This is a genomic window from Pseudarthrobacter sp. P1 (genome assembly GCF_050156935.1).
Lineage (GTDB): Bacteria > Actinomycetota > Actinomycetes > Actinomycetales > Micrococcaceae > Specibacter.
This window is the reverse complement of record NZ_CP189584.1, coordinates 830,124-848,375: the sequence shown is the minus strand read 5'-3', so window position 1 is coordinate 848,375 and position 18,252 is coordinate 830,124. Positions and strand designations below refer to the sequence as shown.

The window sequence follows — 18,252 nt, the reverse complement described above, 5'->3', positions numbered from 1 at the left end:
CAGGATTTCGTCCGACGCGCGAAAAATGTTCTCCGACACCGGATTTGGCCCGGAATCCTGGACCAAATGGAATATGTGGATCAATGGGCGAAACCCCTTCCGGGCGGCTCCAAATAACGCCGATAATCTACATTATGTCAAGTAGAACCTCGGAAGGGACCCTCTCGCTGCGGGATTTGTTGTCCTGTCTCAATTTAGTTGGCAACTTTCGCAAGTTAGTTGGCAGCCTACGGGTTTCCGGGGTTTGTCTCAGTTAAGGTGGCAATCATGGTTGCTGCCGGCGGACTGAGGACGATGCCTTCGAACATGACGGACGGGACGCGTGTGCTGGCGCGTTTGGACGGCCGGATGGCGAACGCGCCGCTGTCTGGGGCTGTGTCGTCGTTGGTGCTGGAGTCGGCGCTTCCGGTCCGGGCCTTCTTCGCCTGGCCGGGCAAGCGGAACTACGAGGGCCTGTGGTGGTCCAGCACGGTCCGGGCCCATGTGGGGTTCGAGAGCCTCCTGGAGCGCGACTTCCTGCTCTCGGCGGACCACGACCGGGACGTCGTCGGGATCGCGTCCCAGCCGTTCGCGCTCCTCTGGCCGCGCGGGACCCGGGGCTCACGCTGGCATGTGCCCGACTTCTTCGTCCGGCTGCGGGACGGCACGGGCCGGGTCGTCGACGTCAAGCCTGCAGGCCGCGTCCGGTCTGCGGAGCGCCAGTTCGGCATGACCCGCGAAGCCTGCGAGGCGGCCGGATGGGACTACGAGGTCTTCACCGGGCTGGCGGAGCCCCGGGCGTCCAATCTGCGGTGGCTCGGCGGCTACCGCCAGGACCGCTTCGCCCCCGAGGACGCCGCCGCGGCCGCGCTGGCCGACTCGTTCGCCCCGAAGGCTTCGCTGGCCGCAGGCGTCCGCCGTGCTTCTCGTGCGCTGGGGGCAGACGAGGGCATCGTCCGCGCTCATGTGCTGCACCTGCTGTTCACCGGGGCGCTGGCCATCGACCTCGACACCCCTCTGGCGCAGAATGCTGCGGTCTCCTCGGCGGCGGCGCCCGTGGCCGCTGCTGCGTGGGAGGCGGCGTCGTGAAGTCGGTGCGCCTGTTCGACTTCATCCAGTTCGACGGCGCCTCGTGGCAGGTCCTGGCCCAGGACGGGACCGAGCTGGCCTTGAAGAACCTCTCCACCGGCCGCATCCGCCGGGTGCCGGTCGCCGAGTTGCTCTCCGACGACTCGTACCTGCCCGACTCCCCGGCTCCCCTGCCGTCCCTGGACGGTGTCGCGGTACTCGAGACGCTCGAGCCCGCTGCCCGGGCACATGCCGAGTTCCTGCACCGCCACGTCTACGAGCTCCTCAACGGGATCCCGCTTGACGCCGCCCCCGGAACGTCGCCCAAGCCCGAATACGACCTCGCCAACCCGCTCAAGCCCAGGGTCGAGGCCAAGGCGGCCGAGCTCGCCGCCGTGGGGACGCCGATCGGCGTCCGCACGCTCCACCGGCACCTCGCCGCCTACCGCAGGCACGGCATCGCCGGGCTCGCCGACGGGCGCAACACCCGCGCGAGCACTCTGGCCGGCTGGGTCGACCCGGAGTTGGTGGCGCTGCTTGAGGCCGAGGTCGCGGGGCAGACCAACGCCTCGACCGGGACCCGGTCCCGCGCCGTCACCCGGGTCCGTGCCCTCGCCGGGCAGCAGGGCCTGACGGTCCCGTCCCGCGCGACCCTCTACCGGATCCTGGCCAGGCTGGAGAAGTTCCGGCACCCTTTCGGCAACGCCACGACCCGCAGGACCCAGGCCAGCCGGCCCGACCGGACATGGGGCCGGCAGGCGGCCCTGCGGCCCGGGGAGCTCGTCGAGATCGACTCCAGCCCCTTGGACCTGATGGTCATCTACCCGGACGGGTCCACGGGCAAGGCCGACCTCACCGTCGCGTTGGACATCGCGACCAGGACGCCGCTGGGCGCGATCCTGCGCCCGGTGGCGACCAAAGCAGTGGACGCCGCGGTCCTGCTGGGCAGGGCCATGACCCCGCTTCCGATGCAGCCAGGCTGGGACGCAGCCCTGGGCTACTCCCGATCGGTCCTGCCCCAGGGCATGATCCCCGGCGGAGAAGACGTCCGCGCCGTGATCGCAGCCAAGCCCGTCATCGTGCCAGAGTCGATCACCGTCGACCGCGGCAAGGTCTATATCGGCGCGACGTTCACCGCCGCCTGCGAACGCCTCCAGATCAGCCTGACCAAGGCCGCCCCGCGGACCGGGACCGACAAACCCCACATCGAACGCTTCTTCGCCGGCGTGAACTCGGGCTTCACCCAGTACCTCGCCGGATACACCGGCCCGAACGTCGTCCGCCGCGGCAAGGACCCCGCGGCCGAGGCCCGGTTCAGCCTCGCCGACGTCCAGAGCCTGCTTGACTGGTGGCTCGTCGCCATCTGGCAGAACCGCCCGCACCCGGGCCTGCGGCACCCTGCCATGCCGAAGAAGGACCTGACCCCGAACGAGGCCTTTGCCGCGCTCTCCGGCGTCGCCCCGCAGATCCCGGTCACGCTGACCCGCGAGGACTACATCGCCCTGCTCCCGCTGGAATGGCGCTCAATCCAGCCCTATGGGATCAACTTCCACAACCTCCACTACGACCATCCAGCACTGCACGAGTACCGGGGCGTTCACTCGGGACTGCCCGCCCCCGCGAATGGGCGCTGGGAGATCCGCTACGACCCCTACCGGCTGCAGTCCATCCACGTCCGCGACCACCGCAAGGGGGCCTGGATCGAGGCCGAATGGACCATGGCAGGCCAGCTCGCCGGACCGTTCTCCCTCGACGTCCTTGCTGCGGCGAAGAAGGCCATCGACAGGCGATCCGGCAGCATCCCCGGCGTGGACCTTCTCGCCGAGATCAACCGCGTCCTTACCGCCCCCGCGGGGCGGGCCGAGAGCCAGGCCGCGAGACGCGCGCACGCCACCGAGCCTGTTGTGCCCAAGGCACCGCCAGCGGCCTCCGGACCCGCCCCGGCAGCAGGCTCCGAAACGGAGCCCGACGTTCCAGCTGCCCGGCCACACCGCCGTGCCCGCCGCATCGACCTCCTGGAGGACTGAGCCATCGCGTCCCCGGACTCGCTCGAAGCCTGGCGGCAGTTCGTCCAGCACACCCCCGAAGAACCCGAACGCCTGACCAACCGCAAGCTCAAAGCCCTCTCCCCCGAGGAGAAGGACGCGTACGACCGTGCACGGTTCGCCTGGCTCGCCGCCGACACCGTCTTGGAAACCGCCGACACCGAGGCTCTCGCCCGGCAGACCAGGATCACCCTTGCCCGCAACGCAGCCACCACGGCCACCGCGCGGCGCGGGCTCGCCGTCTCCGGAGCCGCTGGCATGGGCAAGTCCACGGCCGCGCTGCTGATCGGCAAGCGCCACGAGAAGGCCGAGCGCAGACGCCTTGGCCGCGCCGATGACCGCTCCTTCGCACCCGTGGTCTACGCCGTGGTCCCGCCGGCGACGACGCCGAAGATCCTCATTCAGGCCTTCGCGAACTGGCTCGGCCTCCCGGTGCCCCAGAGAGCGACCGCGCAGGCGGTCACCGAGCATGTTGTGGGCGTGCTCCGCACACTGGGGTCATCGCTAGTGATCCTCGATGAGGCACACAACCTGACGACGAACAGACTCGCCGGGGCCGAGGCGGCAAGCACCCTCAAGCAGTTCGCCGATCGGCTCGACGCCACCTTCCTCTACGCCGGGATCGACCTGCCCGCCACAGACCTGTTCGCCGGGGAGATGGGCCGGCAGATCAAGGCCCGGATGATCGTGCACCAGATGCGCCCGTACGTCATCGGCACCAAGGCCGAGCGCGAAGCCTGGGCCGACCTCGTCCTCGGCGTTGAGGACCTCCTGCCCCTTGCCGCCCACGCACCCGAGTCCCTCGCCGAGCACGCCCCCTACCTCTGGGACCGCACCGGAGGGAGCATCGGCGCGCTCCGGGCCATACTGGCAGACGCCGCGATCGGCGCGATCATCGACGGCACCGAGAAGATCGACCGACGGCGGCTCGAGGCCACCGCCACCGACTACGCCTCCGAAGAACACCACCTCGAACACTCCCGGCAGGAACAGCCGCCGCGCAGACGCGGCCTGAAGAGGGCGCAGTGACCATCCGCCCGCTCCCGGTCCCCACCAGGATCTTCGACGGCGAAGGCCTCATCAGCTACGCCTCCCGCCACGCAGCCCGCAACCGCACCACCGTCGAGGAGATCGAAAAGGCCCTCCACGAGGCCGGAGCCATCCCCAAGCCCAGCCACCGACGCACCCCCGAGCGGCTGCAGGCCTGGCGCGACCTCGGGGTCCTGCACGAGAGCGCCTTCGCCACGCCCGCCAAGATCGACGGCGCCGAGGTCATCGACCGCGAGCTCTGCCTGCGCTGCACCAACGGCGCAGGAGGAACCGGCAGACTCCCCGGTATGGGGTGGGTCTGCGTCAGGCACCGCCGCTGGATCGGCGCCGCACAGCACGACATCCGCGCCTTGCCCGAGCTCGTCGCCGCCGAACGCCACTACCACCGCGTCCTCGCCCCGCGCGGCGTCCTCGTGCCCTCCCCGATCATGCTTTGGGCCCGCGAATGCGCGGTCACAGGCGTCAGACAAAGGATCATCCGGGAACGGTCCCGCCGCGGATCCACCTCAAACCTCGACCTGCTCACCTACCCGGAGACCGTGAAAGTCGCGCGCCTGGTCACCGCCCCCGGATTCAACACCCGGATGCTCCAACCCGGACTGTGGCACCGTGACCGCTACGCCCTTTCCACCAAGGCGAGCACCGGGTTCTTCCCCGAGGCGCACGATGACGAATTCCGACGCGCAGCGCACCGCATCACCGCCCTGTTCGACACCATCGCACGGGAGACCGAGAGGAATCCCTCGCCCGTGCCCGCCGAAGCCCGTCCCGGCACGCCACTGGACCAAGCCTGGACCATCTGGGGCAGATATCCGACCGCGCCCCGCGGCCGCCACCACAGACCGCACACGGAGAAACCCCAGGGCCGAAGTCTTCCAAGCAGGGCAGGTGGGGCAACACTCTCCCCTCCCAGCCCTGCATCCCACCGACTGACGGCGCGCAGGAGATTTAACTATTCCGGTGACGGCTCTCGCCGAAGGTGATCCCCTCAATACGGAAATGCCAACTAAACTGAGACGCTTTGAGCGGTTCCGTCTCATTTTAGTTGGCAATTCCCCACGTCAGCGTTGCCAACTAAATTGAGACCGGACATTTGCTGTCCCGCCCTGTCTCATCCAAGGTGGACCAATCTCACTACGCATGGACCACCGAAAGCCGATTCGCTAAATTTGAGGCATGACGCGGTCGACGTCAGCAGTGGTGCAAGTCACAGCACCCGGCCACATCGCGTGCCGTCTGGCGTCGCGCGAATTCGCCAGCGCCTCGACAAGCGGTCGCAAACCAGAAGCGGAAGGAGCCCCATGCTGAGGCAGGTCGCGGAGGGTGTGCTGATCCACGAGAGCGAGTTCTGCCAGAGCAACGCCGTTGTCGTGCAAGGCCGGGCTGGGGTGTTGCTCATCGACCCCGGGGTGCACGGCTACGAACTGGCCTGCCTCGCGAACGACCTGTCCGATTCGGGCCAGACCGTTGTGGCAGGCTTCTCGACGCATCCTCATTGGGATCACCTGCTCTGGCACGCCGGGCTCGGCGCGGCGCCCCGTTACGGCACCGCGCGCTGCGCGGCTACTGCCCGAGATCGGCTGTCGGACGGGCTCGATGCACGTCGGCTCGGCATCCCCGAGCAGGTACCGCTGGACCTGCTCGGCCTCATTACCGGCCTGCCCGCCGGGATGGCGCAGATTCCTTGGGATGGCCCTCAAGTCCGGATTGTCGAGCATCAAGCGCATGCCCCGGGCCATGCGGCGCTGTTGATTGAGGAACGCGGGGTTCTCGTCGCCGGCGACATGCTTTCTGATGTCTTGATTCCGATGCTCGACTTGAACGACACCGCTGACCCGATCGAGGACTACCTCGCCGCGCTGCGGCTGCTCGAGGGCGTGGCGGGCGACGTCGATGTCCTCGTCCCCGGCCACGGGTCCATCGGCGGAGCCGATCAGGTACGCGCACGGATCGACCAGGATCGGGCGTACGTGCACGCCTTGCGTGACGCCGGTGCTTCCGGCGACCCGCGAATCGGCCCGTCGGCCCTGCCCGGCTGGGACTGGGTGGGCGGCGTGCACGAACGGCAACTCGAGCTCCTCGCCCGAAGAAGCGATCGTGACGGGACGCCCAGCTAGCGATCCCCTACCGGACACTGCAGGGCTGTCCCGTACAAGGTTCCCATTACGGGACGGCCCCGAAGCCCGCTCATAGGCAGCTGGATCGCCTGGCAACCCGCTGGATTCCGCGGATTTCGTGGGTCAACTTCGATGAGACAGGACACCCGTCCCACCCACACGGCGCATCCGGCCGGGGTGTACTGCTGCTCGTGCAACTGAGCGCGTGTCCGCCTAGTCCAGCAGCGGGATTACCTCGATGGCCGCTCCTGGCCCGGCCACGACAAGTACGCGCTTGCCGGTCACGCCGTCCAGCGCTGCGATAAGCAGGTCTTCCGGCGGACCCCTCATGGCTCTATCAGCGCCGCCGTCCGTCAATGGTTCTTCCGTGTTTGCCCTCAGCCAGAGTGTCACGGGGGCGCCAGTGCACTCCCCTATGATCCGCTTCTGCGCTTCGGCATCCGCAGCTGCCACCAAGATCACCCGGCCGATGGTTCGCTTTCGCCCGGACAGCCCAGCCAAGGCTGATCTATCGCCCCGCCAGACACTGAAATGGTAGGCGGCGACCAATCCGGTGGCGATGAACAGCCCCAGTGGTGCGCGCACTCGATCAATCAGAGTTCCGCCCGTTTGGTCGGCAAGGGTGAACTCGAACAGACGATATCCGAGCACCAAGAGTGTCACGAGCGCCGATACTGCGCTCAGGCCGAACACCGTGATCAAGTAGATCCGGCGTCCTGCCGAAGCTTCAGCCGGTTCGGCAGGGCGGGTGGGTTTCCAAGCCAGCCACCACACCGGTCCGCCAACCGCGAGCGAGCTGATCCCGCCCAGGAGCAGCGTGCGCACACCGGATCCGGCCAAGGGACTCCCGAAGCCCGCCAGCAGGGAGTTCACGATGACACCGACACCCGAGGCTGCCGCCACCAGCGCGACCCCGGCGGCGACCAGCCGTGCCGTCCGCGCGATTCCGGTGGAGTGTTCGAGGGCGACGCGGTCATGATAGGACCACACCAGCGCCCCGACTGCCGCCGAGGCGATGGCATTTCCCAACGGGCCGAGAATCTGCGCAGCGGGCTCGCCCGGGTCGAAGCCAAGCCGGAGAAGCACGTAGAGCGCAATTCCCGCACCCGAGAGCGCCAGTATGCTGCCGCCCAGGATCCCCACCACCGCAAGCACGACATGCGCCAACGGGCCATGGACGCGCCGCACCCCAGCGTGCCTCCAGTGCCACCACCAGACCAGCGCCCCGCCGAGGGCCCACACCAGCGCCTGAAGCATGCTCCGCCACCACGGATGGCCGATGGTGAACTCTATGGCGAACCTGCGAATGGCGGTGTCGAACAGCACGCCCAGTGCGGCGACGGCCCCTGAGGTTCCAATGATCAATCCATAGGCGGAACTGAGGATCGGCGCCACCATAGGCAGCCGGAGTGGTCCGCGTTCGCGATGCTTCGCCATCCACTGGTGCCAGATCCACACGCCGGCCCACACCAGTCCGGTAGCCGCCGATTGATGATGCCAGGTGCCCCCGACCAGGTCCGCGGCTGCGGCGAGCCAAGCACTTGACGAGGTGATGAGGGACACAATCGACATGCCCGCCACGTAGAGCCCCCACGCGAGCGAGCTGCGCTCTCCTGGGACGCTCGCCCGTCGCCACACGACCCACCAGAGCACCCCGGCGAGCGGGCCGCCGATCAGAGTGAATGCGAGCGACCTGGCCAGGCCCGGTGTATCGCCGTCGACCAGCTCGGCCCCCACGTTGAGCAGGCGGCCGAGCAGCCCGGCCAGTCCGATCGCGCCGACCACCACAAGGGCGAACAGCAGCACGTATTCGATCAGGCGGCGCACCGTCGGCTCGGCCGCGGCGCCGCTTGACTGCGACGGAGTGCGGGTAGCCATGACCACGGCCACGATGCCAGCGGCGATCACTGCCACAACGAGGATGATGGCCAGGACGCTCATAGCTTCGGCCCGGTTCGAAGGCATATGGTGAGCTGCCACGGTGCCGTGTCGATGCGCCAGCTTGCCTCTGTCTTGACGAGGCTGAAGACATCCTCGTACTCCGATTGCGGCACGCCGAACGGGCCGTCCCCGGTGGAGGAAGCGATGGACACGGTGACGTCAGCCGAGCCGGCCCGCTCCTTCGTGGACACGAGCGTGACCGTCAGGTCTTGGGCAGCGAGCTGTTCCAGCCGGTCGCAGCCGGCCCGCACGTCGTCCGTGAGGTAGGCGGCCGCCGCCGACTCGTCGCCGGCGATGACCGCGGCGGAGTATCGCTGCACCACCCCGGCGGGAGTGGATTCGTCAAGCTGCGCGGGTTCTCCGCGGGTGAGCACGACCGCCAGGGCGACAATCACAAGGGCCGCAATCACACCAAGGATAATGAGCAGGCTTCGAGAGGACCTCTCCCCCGATGCCGTCATGAGAACGTCCTGGCTGCCCTGAACATGCGCCACTCCTTCATCGACGTCAATAACGGGACCGAGATTTTTTCCAGGCTTCAGGGGCAGGAACTCGGTGTGACGGTTGACAGAGCCCACGGTACCCCAGCAATGACAGGGCTCGACAGGGACTTTTGACCCTGCCTGCTTTACTGTGCAGCTCTTGAGGCGGGCACGCACGGGCACACAGTGCTCGACGCCGCTGGGCCAGCGGCCAGGAATCTTTGGTTTCCCCGGGACCATCCAAGTGGGGCAAACCTCTACGCTCCCGGCGTCTTCTCGGGTCAGCCCGAATGGGACAAGACACCTGGCGGCACGTTCGGGCGACGTCGTCGTGCAGGTCATGTCGGACGCGGGTCCGAGCGTCCAAAGGACGGCCGCAATGTCTTCAGGTGCGGCATCGGGACGCATCACGCCGGCAGCATGGGTGCGCTCGATGAACACCACGGTGCTCCCTCGCGGATCGCCAAGCGCGACAGCTGCCTTCGTGCCGTCAAGGATTGCCCCGGTTGCACCGGCGACCACTTTTGCAGCGGTTGTCTGCTTGTTGGGGACGTGCCGGGAGGCGGTTCCAACACCAGCTCTGCGCGGTTGCGGACCAAATCCCGCCGCGTGCCCTCGCCGTCGGTCATGACAGGCCGGTCATGGCACGGCTCCCTGCTCAATCAGGCTGGTCGCACAACCGACCACTGTCTCTGCCGCGGGGCGCGGCATCCAGCCGAGGACGCGCTGCGCCTTGGCGGTGGTGTGCCGGTTGCGCCGGCCCAGCGAGATGGAGATCGCGCGCAGTCCAGGGTCGAAGAGTGCGGCGATGCGAACGGCAAAGTTGGGCAACTCCCGGGTCGGGACCTTGGCTGCCGCGTCGCCAAGCGCGGCACGCAGTGCCTGTGCGATCTCGCGCATCCACACGAACTCGCCGGTGCCAAGGAACCGTTCACCACCGGCACCGGGGGACCTCATGGCAAGGATGTGGAGGTCCGCGAGGTCGCGGACCTCCACCACTTCGAGGCCGATCTTTGGCGTGCCCGGCATCTTCCCGCCCAGCATCCGGGCGATGATCCGCACCGAGCCGAGGTTGTTCGGTGTGAGGATCGGGCCAAACACCGCGCCGGGCAGGACGGTCGCCAGGGTCGTGGGTCCCGCGTAGTTGGCCATGAAGTTCCACGCCGCCTTCTCGGCAAGCGTCTTCGATCGACGATAGGCAGGCAGGGATGGGGTGTCGATCGTCCAGAGAGTCTCGTCGGTGACCCCTTCCTCGGTGTACGAGTCCGGGCTGGCCGCATTGGCGGCCGAGGCCATCACAACGCGCTTGACGCCGGCAGCGGTGTCGGCGCGCAGTACGCGGAGGGCTCCCTCGCGTGCGGGAATGATGAGGACGTCGGGGTCGCGGGGGGTTCTCCTCGCCCAGCGGGGAGACAACATGCAGCACGTAGTCACACCCCCCGACTGCCTCAGGCCAGCCCTCGTCGGAGTTCAGGTCCGCGACGGCGAAACTGAGCCTGTCCACCGGAGCGGCGGCTGACGCCACCGCTCCCCTGACTGACTGGATCCGGTCCAGGCTGCGGACACTGGTGCGCACCTCGCAGCCCTGCTCAAGGAGCTTGACGATGCACCAGCCGGCGACGAATCCAGTTCCGCCGGTCACCAATACCTTCTCGGCCATGGTTGTCCCGTTGCCTTTTCCGGAGATGATATCTCCCTTTAGGCTGTGCGCACTCCAAGGGCGGCCAGGGCGTCCTGCACCCGTGGCGGCTCGTCGGCCAGCGGCATGTTGGCCGTGTCGCGCACGCCGTCGAGCCCGCCGGACGAGTCCGGTTTAAGCGGAGCCAACAGCGCATAGATGTCCTCCGGTGCCGGGCCGGTGGCCGCCAGGGTTGAGATGTGCCCCGGGAAGAGCTCGTGCCGGTTCTTGGGTGCTGCCTCGCTGGTAGACATTGCTGTCCTCTCGTTCCTGGTCTCGTTCATGGTCGGGTGGTTTTCGGTGGGCAGGTGCCGCTGCCGCCCTGTCCGGAAAGGGCGTTGGAAACGCCTATGCATCTACCAAACGGCATTCGGGCAGGACCTGGGAGTGTCCCTTGATACATGTAATGGCAGTACCTCCCTCGCGCCGTCCGCCGCCGGTAGCGTTGGTGGAGGCCGGCAGATCCGCCCCCGAATTCTGGAACGAAGGACACACCATGCACTACACACGCCTCGGCGGCTCGGGACTGCGCGTGAGCCGGATCGCTCTGGGCTGCATGAGCTTCGGCGACACTTCCCGCGGGTTCAATGACTGGGCGCTCGACGACGAGGGCGGCGAGCCGATCTTCCGGCAGGCCGTCGAGCTCGGCATCACGTTTGGGACACCGCCAACGTCTACGGATTCGGCACGTCGGAAGAGATCGTCGGCCGGGCCATCAGGAAATACAGCCGCCGCGAGGATATCGTCCTCGCCACCAAGGTCCACTTCAAGATGCACGACGGCCCGGGCGGTGCGGGCCTATCCCGCAAAGCGATTCTGGAGCAGATCGACGCCTCCCTCACCCGCCTTGGCACGGATTACGTGGACCTGTACCAGATCCACCGCTTCGACCCCGAGACTCCCATCGAGGAGACGATGGAGGCGCTGCACGACGTCGTCAAGGCGGGCAAGGTCCGGTACATCGGCGCGTCCTCGATGTGGGCGTGGCAGTTCGCGAAGATGCAGCATACGGCGGACCAGCATGGCTGGACCCGGTTCGTCTCCATGCAGGACCAGTACAGCCTCATGCAACGCGAAGAGGAACGGGAGATGTTTCCCCTGCTGGCCGACCAGGCAGTGGCCAGCATCCCGTGGAGCCCGCTGGCCAAGGGCCGTCTCACCCGGCCCTGGGGTGGGCAGACCAAACGCTCGGCGACCGACCCGGTCCAGCGCAGGTTCTTCAGCGACGACGACGGCCCGATCGCCGACGCCGTGCAGAAGGTGGCCGAGGCCCGGGGCGTGCCGATGGCACAGACCGCCCTCGCCTGGGTGCTCCGCAATCCCGTCGTCACCGCTCCGATCGTCGGCGCCACCAAACCGCACCACCTTCCCGACGCCGCAGCCGCCCTGGAACTGGAGCTCAGCGAGGACGAGGTCCGCACCCTCGAAGAGCCGTACACGCTGCGGATGCCCACCGGATTCTGAAGGAGCCCAAGGACGAATGGCTGGCACAGTTGCGGGCCGGGCAGTTTGTCCACCGAACGGCGGAGGAATAGGACAGGTCGCATCGCGATCCGTCGCCACGAAGTGGTGAACCGGGCGCCCTCGCCCCCCGGGTTGCCACGCTCCAAGTGGTTCCGGTCTAAAGGACACCCGGTGTGTGCCGGTGGGCATGCTCACCATCGTGGTCGAAGATGGTGAGGATCTCCACCGGTCCACCATGGGCGCCGATGGAGTGTGGAACCATGGTGGAGAACTCGGCCGCATCACCGGTTTGGACCAAGATGGTCCGATCGCCCAGTTGCAGGCGGGCCGTGCCCGAGAGGACTGTAAACCAGTCGCGGCCAGGATGGACCCCCAGCTCCCCTAAGCCAGCCAGCCGTTGGGGGGTGATGCGCATCTTCGCCACGGTCTTGCCGTTGAGCGCACGCTCGCCGGACAGCAGCCAGGTTGTCAGGCCCGGTGAGTTCTCGGGCTGGGGCCGGATGACCACGTCCCCGTCGTCGGCGGATTCAACGAGCGCATCAAGGGTGGTATCCAGGGCTTTGGCGATGGGGACCAGCTGGTCCAGGGCGATCCGGCGCCGCCCGGTCTCGATGCGGCTCAGCGTGGACGGACTGAGACGGCAGCGGGCCGCCAGGTTGTCCAGCGACCAGCCCCGGGCCAGTCGAAGGCCGCGGATGCGCTGGCGGATTACTGTGTCCAAGGCCATTTCTTGCGTCATACGCAAGATTGTATGCCCCAGGCGCATGCGGCGGATAGCGTTGAGGCATGACACAGCATTCCCACCGCCACCACGGCGGAGACCATGACCACCACGACGAGGCAGGGCTGGCGGAGCTGCTGGACTGGGACGCGGAGGTGCTCGGATCCTATCTGGACGAGGCCACTGGGTGGATTGAACAGCTCCTCCCGTCCGCCCCGCGCACCGTCGTCGACGTCGGCGCGGGCACGGGGACCGGCACGCTGGCCCTTGCACGGCGCTTCGCGTCGGCACAGGTGATGGCAATCGACAGGTCCCCGGCCATGCTTGACCGCGTGGGGACGGAGGCCGGGCGGGAGGGTATGGCGGACCGGGTCCACTTGCTGCAGGCCGATCTGGACAGCACCTGGCCCGATGCCGGTGCGGTGGACCTCGCCTGGGCATCGTCGTCGCTGCATGAGCTCGCGGACCCGGAGCGGGTGTTCGAAGACCTCTTTGCGGCGCTGAATCCCGGCGGGCTGCTGGCGGTCATTGAGATGGATGCCCTGCCGCGCTTCCTGCCCGACGACGTCGGACTCGGCAGGCCCGGCCTGGAGGTGCGCTGCCACGAGGCCGTGGGACAATTGGGCTGGAACTCGCACCCGGATTGGCGGCCCCAGCTGGAGCGGGCCGGATTCGACGTCGTCGGACAGCGCATCTTTCCCGTGGCGGCCGGCCCGGCGGCGCCGAACACCGGACGCTTCGCATATGCCTATCTGAGCCGCATGCGCACGGCCCTGGCGGGACGTCTGGATGCCGAGGACCTGGCTACCCTCGATCTGCTCCTGTCCGACGGACACCCCGGGGCCCTGCTGCGCCGCGCAGACCTGTCGGTGCATGGCAGCCGGACGGCCTGGCTGGCCCGCCGTCCGTAGAACCACCGGCGCGCCCCTACTGGACTGCTTCGCCACCGGGCCCATCGGTGCGGACCTTGGCCGGATTCTGGATGCCGATGGCAGAGACCAGGCCGCCGATGGCCAGCAGCACCGCCGTTACCACCAACACGCGGTGGAATCCGCCAAGGTCCAGCGTGGTGCCAACAATCAGTCCGAGCGTGGCGATGGCCACCAGTCCGGCAACGCGGGCGACGGCATTGTTCACGGCCGACCCGATGCCCGATTGCTGCTTCGAGATAGAGCCAAGAATGGCGGAGGTCAAGGGGGCAACGGTTGCCGAGAGCCCGACGCCGAAGAGCACGATGCCCGGCAGGAGCTGGGTCCAGTAGTTCACCGGCACCTGGGAGGTGACCATGAGGAGATATCCGACGGCGCACAGGGCCGGGCCAAAGGCCATGAACCACCGTGGACCGAAGCGGCCTGCCAATGATCCGAACCAGGTCGACAGGACAATGTTCAGGACGCTGATGGGCAGCGTGGCCAAGGCGGCCCAGGTGGCCGGGAACCCGGCGACCTGCTGGAGGAACAGCACGACGATGAGCCCGCCGATCGACAGCGCGGCATAAATGAACGTAGTGGCAATATTGCCGATGCCAAAGTTGCGCACCGCGAAGAGGCTCAGGGGCATGAGTGGCTGCTTCGCGGTGGCCTGCCGCCAAATGAATCCAGCTAGGCAGAGAACGCCGACGACGAACGGGGCCAGGATGGCCGGACTCCCCCACCCGTAGTTGCCTTGCTCGATCAGGGCATACACCGGCCCGCCCAGGCCCAGGACGCAGAGCACGGCACCGGCATAGTCGATCCGCACGCCTTGGGCCTTGGTGTCCGACATGCCCAGCACGGACAAAAGATACATGGTCACAGCGATGGGCACGACATTGATGCCAAACACGGTGCGCCAGCCGACCGTGTCCACGAGCACCCCGCCCACAATGGGGCCGGCGATGAAAGCCACGGTGGTGCCAGCAGTCCATTGGCCGATGGCTTTGGCCCGCGCGGCCCCGTCAAAGTTGGACGTAATGAGGGCCAGCGAGCTGGGCACCAGGAGCGCGGCAGCGATGCCCTGCAAGCCACGCCCCAGGATGAGCACCTCGGCGGTGGGGGCGAAGGCGCATACCAATGACGTCAGGCCAAAGCCGACAAGGCCGATGCGGAGAATGAGGATCCGTCCGAGTACATCGGAAAGAGATCCGGCCAGCAGGATCAGGGAACCAAGAGTGATGAGGTAGGCGTCGACAACCCACTGTTGCGTCGTCAGCCCGCCGCCCAGGTCGCGGGATATCGCCGGCAGTGCCACGTTGATGACGCTGCCGTCGAGGAAGGAGACGAACGAGGCGAGGATGGCGATCCACAGGACGAGCCGCTGGGCTGCCGTGCCCTGCTTCATTGGGGTGGTTTCGGCCGGGGCCGATGCGGCGGCGGAGGCGGGGGCGGTGCGCTTCCGGGCCGGGGCGCCGGGACATGCTTGAGCAGGTGCGGTGGTGGCGGCCCGCCCAGGTGTGGCGGCAGCGGCGGGCCGCCGCAGTGGTGCCCGGGACCGTGGTGGTCCGGGTGCTCCTGTGCCCGGCCGGCCTCCTCCGACTCAGCCTGGCCGGAAGCCGGGGTGCTTTCCGCAGCGGCGGGTTCCGCCGTCGCCAGCCCAAAATATTCAAAGAGCACGCGCTCCTCGGCGGTGGTGATGGTGCCACGGTCGCTCTCAATGCGCGGGCCGTTCTTCACCAGGGCTTTTGCATAGGAGACGGTGATGCGGGTTCCGTCAATGCTTGACCCCGCCAACGGCACAAAGGACTCGGACATGCCGAACAGCCCGGTGCGCACTGTGACGAACACCGGTTCCCCGGAGTCCTCGCTGGTGAATATCTGTTCCACCGACCCTATGGTTTCGCCGTCCGGCGACAGTACGATGCCGCCGTTGAGCGCAATCTCATCAATCTCGGCCAGGCTGACCATCGCCGGACACCTTTCTGGGCGGAAACCCCTCCACAGGGAGGGACAGTTGAATTCTTGCGCACTGCCGGCACCCGGGGAAGAACGCGCGCTCCTTCGGCACCGGCAACACCGGATCAGCCGGCGCTGGCGGCCAAAGCCACCACCGCCGCCAGCACTGTTACAGGAGCGACAATGGCTCCAAAGATTGCAAAGCCCCGCCATGTGATGAGCACGTTCATCTTCACCAGGCGGTCGTGCCACAGCAGCGTCGCCAACGAGGCCCAGGGCGTGATGAGGGGACCGGCGTTGACGCCTACCAGCAGGGCCGCCATTCGGGTGGGCGATCCCGTGACGGGCTCGGCCGCCAAATATGCCGGAAGGTTGTTCAGCAGGTTGGAGCCCACGGCCCCGGTTGCGGCGAGCCGGAGCAGATCACCCATGCCCTCGCCTTGCCCGGCCAGGGCGGTCAGCAATGCGGGGGCGCCCAAGTGTCGGGTGGTTTCCATGACTAGAAACAACCCGGCGGCAAAAAGCAGCAGCGACCACGGAACCAGCATCGGTGTCAGCGCCTGCCGCCGGCGGACCAGAAACACCCCGGCGAGGACCACTGCGGCGCCTGAGGACGGGATCCACACGGGCATCCCGGAAACCAGCAGCGGCAACAGCACCGCCAGAACCACGGCTCCGGAGGCCAGCAGGACCCTGTCCACGCCGCGGCTGCCCGGTGGAGGCTCCCCCGCCTCCACAGCCCGGATCCGGGCCACGGGCACCCGTGAATACCGTTTGGCGAGGTCCTTTCGGAAAACAATGCCGATAAACAACAGCGGGACAACGACGGCGGCCGCAGCCGGGGCGAGCATCAGGGCCGCGAATTCCACAGGGGCAATGCCGCCCAGTGTGTGTTGGGCCAGCAAATTGGTGAGGTTGGAAATCGGCAACAGCAGGCTGCCCGTGTTGGCCAGCCACACCGTCGTCAACGCAAACGGCAGCACCGGCAGCCCGGCCTGCCGTGCGACACTGACGACGATCGGCGTGAGCAGGACAGCTGTGGTGTCCAGCGACAGGAACACAGTGGTTGCCACCGCAAAGGCTGCAACTAGCAGCCACAGCACCACCATCCGTCCACGCCCCCAGCGCCGGAAGCGGCGGGCAAACCAGAGGAACAGGCCGGCCTCGCTCAGCAGTTCCGTCACGACCGTCATCGCGGCAACAAACACCAGAATCGGGCCGACCCTCGCCACCAGGGCGGCGACGTCGGAGACAGGAAGGATCCCGGCCAAGACTGCGGCGATGCCGGCCGCAAGCAGGGCGGCACCAATTATTGCCAGGCGCATGATCGGATCCTATCCACAGCACGCGGCCACGCACGGCGCGCATGGCAAGCCGGACGTGGATGATTCGCGTCGCCCACGCCGCTGCCGCCGGCTGCTCCGGACCGCAGCGGAATCAGCGGTATCCGGAGGGGTCCGGTGGATGGCCCGGATCCTGGACCTCCACGAGGTACCGCCAGCAGTCGGGCGTGGATCCATCGACATCGGTGAAACCGTACTCCTTGGCCAATCCGCCGCTGGAAAACGAGCCGCCGTTGCGGCGGTGCACCTCGGGGTCCGCGGCGAGGGCCGCCACGGCCCGGCCGACAAACAGCGGTGATTCGGAGATTGCGGCGAAGTGCGGCTGGGCGTCCGCAGCGTCCCGCCAGTTCGCTTCCGTGACACCGAAGTGCTCCAGCATTATCTCGGACCGCATCCACCCGGGCGTCAACGCCACAGCTGTGCCGCCGAAGGGGGCCAGCTCATGGCCTTGGGTGAAGGCCAGCCGGAGGGCAGCCGTCTTGGCCAGGTCGTAGAAGGCCGAGAGGCGGTAATGGCCGGAGTTGTAGCTGCGGGTTCCGTCCGTCATCTCCACCACCAGCCCGCCCGGGGTGCGGACCAAGAGCCGCAGCGCGAAATGGCTGGTGATCAGGTGGGTTTCGACGCCCAGGCGCAGCATCCGCAGCCCACCGGAAAGATCGTGCTCCCACAGCGGTGCATCCCATTCGAGCAGGTTTTCCCCGCCCCAAATATCGTTCACCAGGATGTCCAGGCGCCCCTGTTCGCTCTCGATCCGCTGGACCAGAGCGTCGACGGCCTCCGGTTCAAGGTGGTCGACGGCGACCGCGATGCCTACTCCCCCGGCCGCCGTGACCAGATCGGCGGTGTCCTCAATGGTTTCGGGCCGGTCGTATTCGGAACGGCTCCCGCGCGTCGTCCGCCCGGTGCAGTACACGGTGGCACCGGCTTCGCCGAGCGCCACCGCCGCGCCGCGGCCTGCCCCGCGCGTTGCGCCCGCCACCAAGGCAATCCTGCCAAGAAGTGGCTGGCTCATAGGGTGTGCCGGTTCGCGCCGGCCGGAGACGATGCCACGCTACCGGATGAATCTGAGCGCGGGCTTGTGGGTGGGGCGCCGTCCGAACAGCCAATAGGAGATCGGGCCCACCGGATTGACGAAGAGGGCCGCGCCCCACAGAACCTTGCTGCCCTTGACCTCGGTGGCGGGCCTGCGGATCAGATCGGAAAGGGATACACCCAAGACGATGAGCTCCAGCACGGCCGTCACCGCGACGGCCCGTTGTTTGCCCGGGCTCAGGTCCTGCCACTGCATCTTGCGCTTCATCGGGGTCCTTCCAGAATGCCGGAAATGGATGACGACTCCATTCTGCACCCGACGCACCCGGTTGTCCCTCGCCGGCCGGGGACGACGCGCGGACCAGACGCATCCGTGGGAACAGGTGCCGACGACGCCGACTGGTGTGGTGGGCTGCTGCGCCTATCCGGACGGCGGTGGCCCGGAGGAGCCGGGAAGCTGCC

The 18,252-nt window shown here is 67.6% G+C and carries 16 protein-coding genes and 1 pseudogene; 7 read left to right on the top strand and 10 right to left on the bottom strand.

The annotated features are described in order from the left end of the window. The first annotated feature begins 306 nt into the window (after positions 1 to 306). The 5 genes from ACQCSX_RS03845 to ACQCSX_RS03825 all read left to right on the top strand — a co-directional run bounded on the left by ACQCSX_RS03845 (position 307) and on the right by ACQCSX_RS03825 (position 6,259). Complete coding sequence (locus tag ACQCSX_RS03845; protein WP_427017759.1) at positions 307 to 1,068, top strand: TnsA-like heteromeric transposase endonuclease subunit; 762 nt, start codon at positions 307 to 309, stop codon at positions 1,066 to 1,068. Continuing rightward, positions 1,065 to 3,074, top strand: a complete 2,010-nt coding sequence (locus ACQCSX_RS03840) for a Mu transposase C-terminal domain-containing protein (RefSeq protein WP_427017758.1) — start codon at positions 1,065 to 1,067, stop codon at positions 3,072 to 3,074. The genes ACQCSX_RS03845 and ACQCSX_RS03840 overlap by 4 nt, the downstream gene beginning before the upstream one ends. A gap of 162 nt (positions 3,075 to 3,236) precedes the next feature. Further along, entirely contained in the window at positions 3,237 to 4,121 is an 885-nt protein-coding gene (locus tag ACQCSX_RS03835) for a TniB family NTP-binding protein (protein WP_427017757.1), read from the top strand. Continuing rightward, positions 4,118 to 5,125, top strand: a complete 1,008-nt coding sequence (locus ACQCSX_RS03830; protein WP_427017756.1) for a hypothetical protein — start codon at positions 4,118 to 4,120, stop codon at positions 5,123 to 5,125. Before ACQCSX_RS03835 ends, ACQCSX_RS03830 begins: the two co-directional genes overlap by 4 nt. Positions 5,126 to 5,443: 318 nt before the next feature. Next, the gene (locus tag ACQCSX_RS03825; RefSeq protein ID WP_427017755.1) at positions 5,444 to 6,259 is read left to right on the top strand and encodes an MBL fold metallo-hydrolase; all 816 of its coding nucleotides are present in this window, start codon (positions 5,444 to 5,446) and stop codon (positions 6,257 to 6,259) included. Positions 6,260 to 6,472: 213 nt separating this feature from the next. On the opposite strand, the gene ACQCSX_RS03820 is transcribed toward ACQCSX_RS03825, so the two are convergent. The 4 genes from ACQCSX_RS03820 to ACQCSX_RS03805 all read right to left on the bottom strand — a co-directional run bounded on the left by ACQCSX_RS03820 (position 6,473) and on the right by ACQCSX_RS03805 (position 10,614). Next, on the bottom strand, positions 6,473 to 8,200 hold the full coding sequence (locus ACQCSX_RS03820; RefSeq protein ID WP_427017754.1) for a DUF5671 domain-containing protein: 1,728 nt from the start codon (positions 8,198 to 8,200) through the stop codon (positions 6,473 to 6,475). Then, positions 8,197 to 8,610 (bottom strand): hypothetical protein, encoded by a 414-nt coding sequence (locus ACQCSX_RS03815; protein ID WP_427017753.1) that lies wholly within the window; start codon positions 8,608 to 8,610, stop codon positions 8,197 to 8,199. Before ACQCSX_RS03815 ends, ACQCSX_RS03820 begins: the two co-directional genes overlap by 4 nt. 711 nt (positions 8,611 to 9,321) lie before the next feature. Beyond that, positions 9,322 to 10,101, bottom strand: a complete 780-nt coding sequence (locus ACQCSX_RS03810) for an NAD-dependent epimerase/dehydratase family protein (protein WP_427017752.1) — start codon at positions 10,099 to 10,101, stop codon at positions 9,322 to 9,324. A 279-nt stretch (positions 10,102 to 10,380) separates the two neighbouring features. After that, the gene (locus tag ACQCSX_RS03805) at positions 10,381 to 10,614 is read right to left on the bottom strand and encodes a hypothetical protein (RefSeq protein ID WP_427017751.1); all 234 of its coding nucleotides are present in this window, start codon (positions 10,612 to 10,614) and stop codon (positions 10,381 to 10,383) included. A 242-nt stretch (positions 10,615 to 10,856) separates the two neighbouring features. Here ACQCSX_RS03805 and ACQCSX_RS03800 point away from each other — a divergent pair. Continuing rightward, positions 10,857 to 11,824, top strand: a pseudogene (locus ACQCSX_RS03800) (aldo/keto reductase). Between the two features lie 157 nt (positions 11,825 to 11,981). On the opposite strand, the gene ACQCSX_RS03795 reads toward ACQCSX_RS03800, so the two are convergent. After that, positions 11,982 to 12,563 (bottom strand): helix-turn-helix domain-containing protein, encoded by a 582-nt coding sequence (locus tag ACQCSX_RS03795; RefSeq protein ID WP_427017750.1) that lies wholly within the window; start codon positions 12,561 to 12,563, stop codon positions 11,982 to 11,984. 47 nt (positions 12,564 to 12,610) lie between these two features. On the opposite strand from ACQCSX_RS03795, the gene ACQCSX_RS03790 reads away from it, so the two are divergent. Further along, positions 12,611 to 13,456 (top strand): class I SAM-dependent methyltransferase, encoded by an 846-nt coding sequence (locus ACQCSX_RS03790; protein WP_427017749.1) that lies wholly within the window; start codon positions 12,611 to 12,613, stop codon positions 13,454 to 13,456. 16 nt (positions 13,457 to 13,472) lie between these two features. On the opposite strand, the gene ACQCSX_RS03785 is transcribed toward ACQCSX_RS03790, so the two are convergent. The 5 genes from ACQCSX_RS03785 to ACQCSX_RS03765 form a co-directional block, all read right to left on the bottom strand. Continuing rightward, on the bottom strand, positions 13,473 to 14,864 hold the full coding sequence (locus ACQCSX_RS03785) for an MFS transporter (protein WP_427017748.1): 1,392 nt from the start codon (positions 14,862 to 14,864) through the stop codon (positions 13,473 to 13,475). Continuing rightward, complete coding sequence (locus ACQCSX_RS03780) at positions 14,861 to 15,427, bottom strand: hypothetical protein (protein ID WP_427017747.1); 567 nt, start codon at positions 15,425 to 15,427, stop codon at positions 14,861 to 14,863. The genes ACQCSX_RS03785 and ACQCSX_RS03780 overlap by 4 nt, the downstream gene beginning before the upstream one ends. Positions 15,428 to 15,540: 113 nt before the next feature. Beyond that, positions 15,541 to 16,740 carry an SLC13 family permease gene (locus ACQCSX_RS03775; RefSeq protein ID WP_427017746.1) on the bottom strand — a complete coding sequence of 400 codons (1,200 nt, stop codon included), beginning with the start codon at positions 16,738 to 16,740 and terminating at the stop codon, positions 15,541 to 15,543. A gap of 112 nt (positions 16,741 to 16,852) precedes the next feature. After that, positions 16,853 to 17,770, bottom strand: a complete 918-nt coding sequence (locus tag ACQCSX_RS03770) for an SDR family oxidoreductase (RefSeq protein ID WP_427017745.1) — start codon at positions 17,768 to 17,770, stop codon at positions 16,853 to 16,855. Positions 17,771 to 17,809: 39 nt separating this feature from the next. Continuing rightward, the gene (locus ACQCSX_RS03765) at positions 17,810 to 18,058 is read right to left on the bottom strand and encodes a PLDc N-terminal domain-containing protein (RefSeq protein WP_427017744.1); all 249 of its coding nucleotides are present in this window, start codon (positions 18,056 to 18,058) and stop codon (positions 17,810 to 17,812) included. Positions 18,059 to 18,252 lie beyond the last annotated feature (194 nt).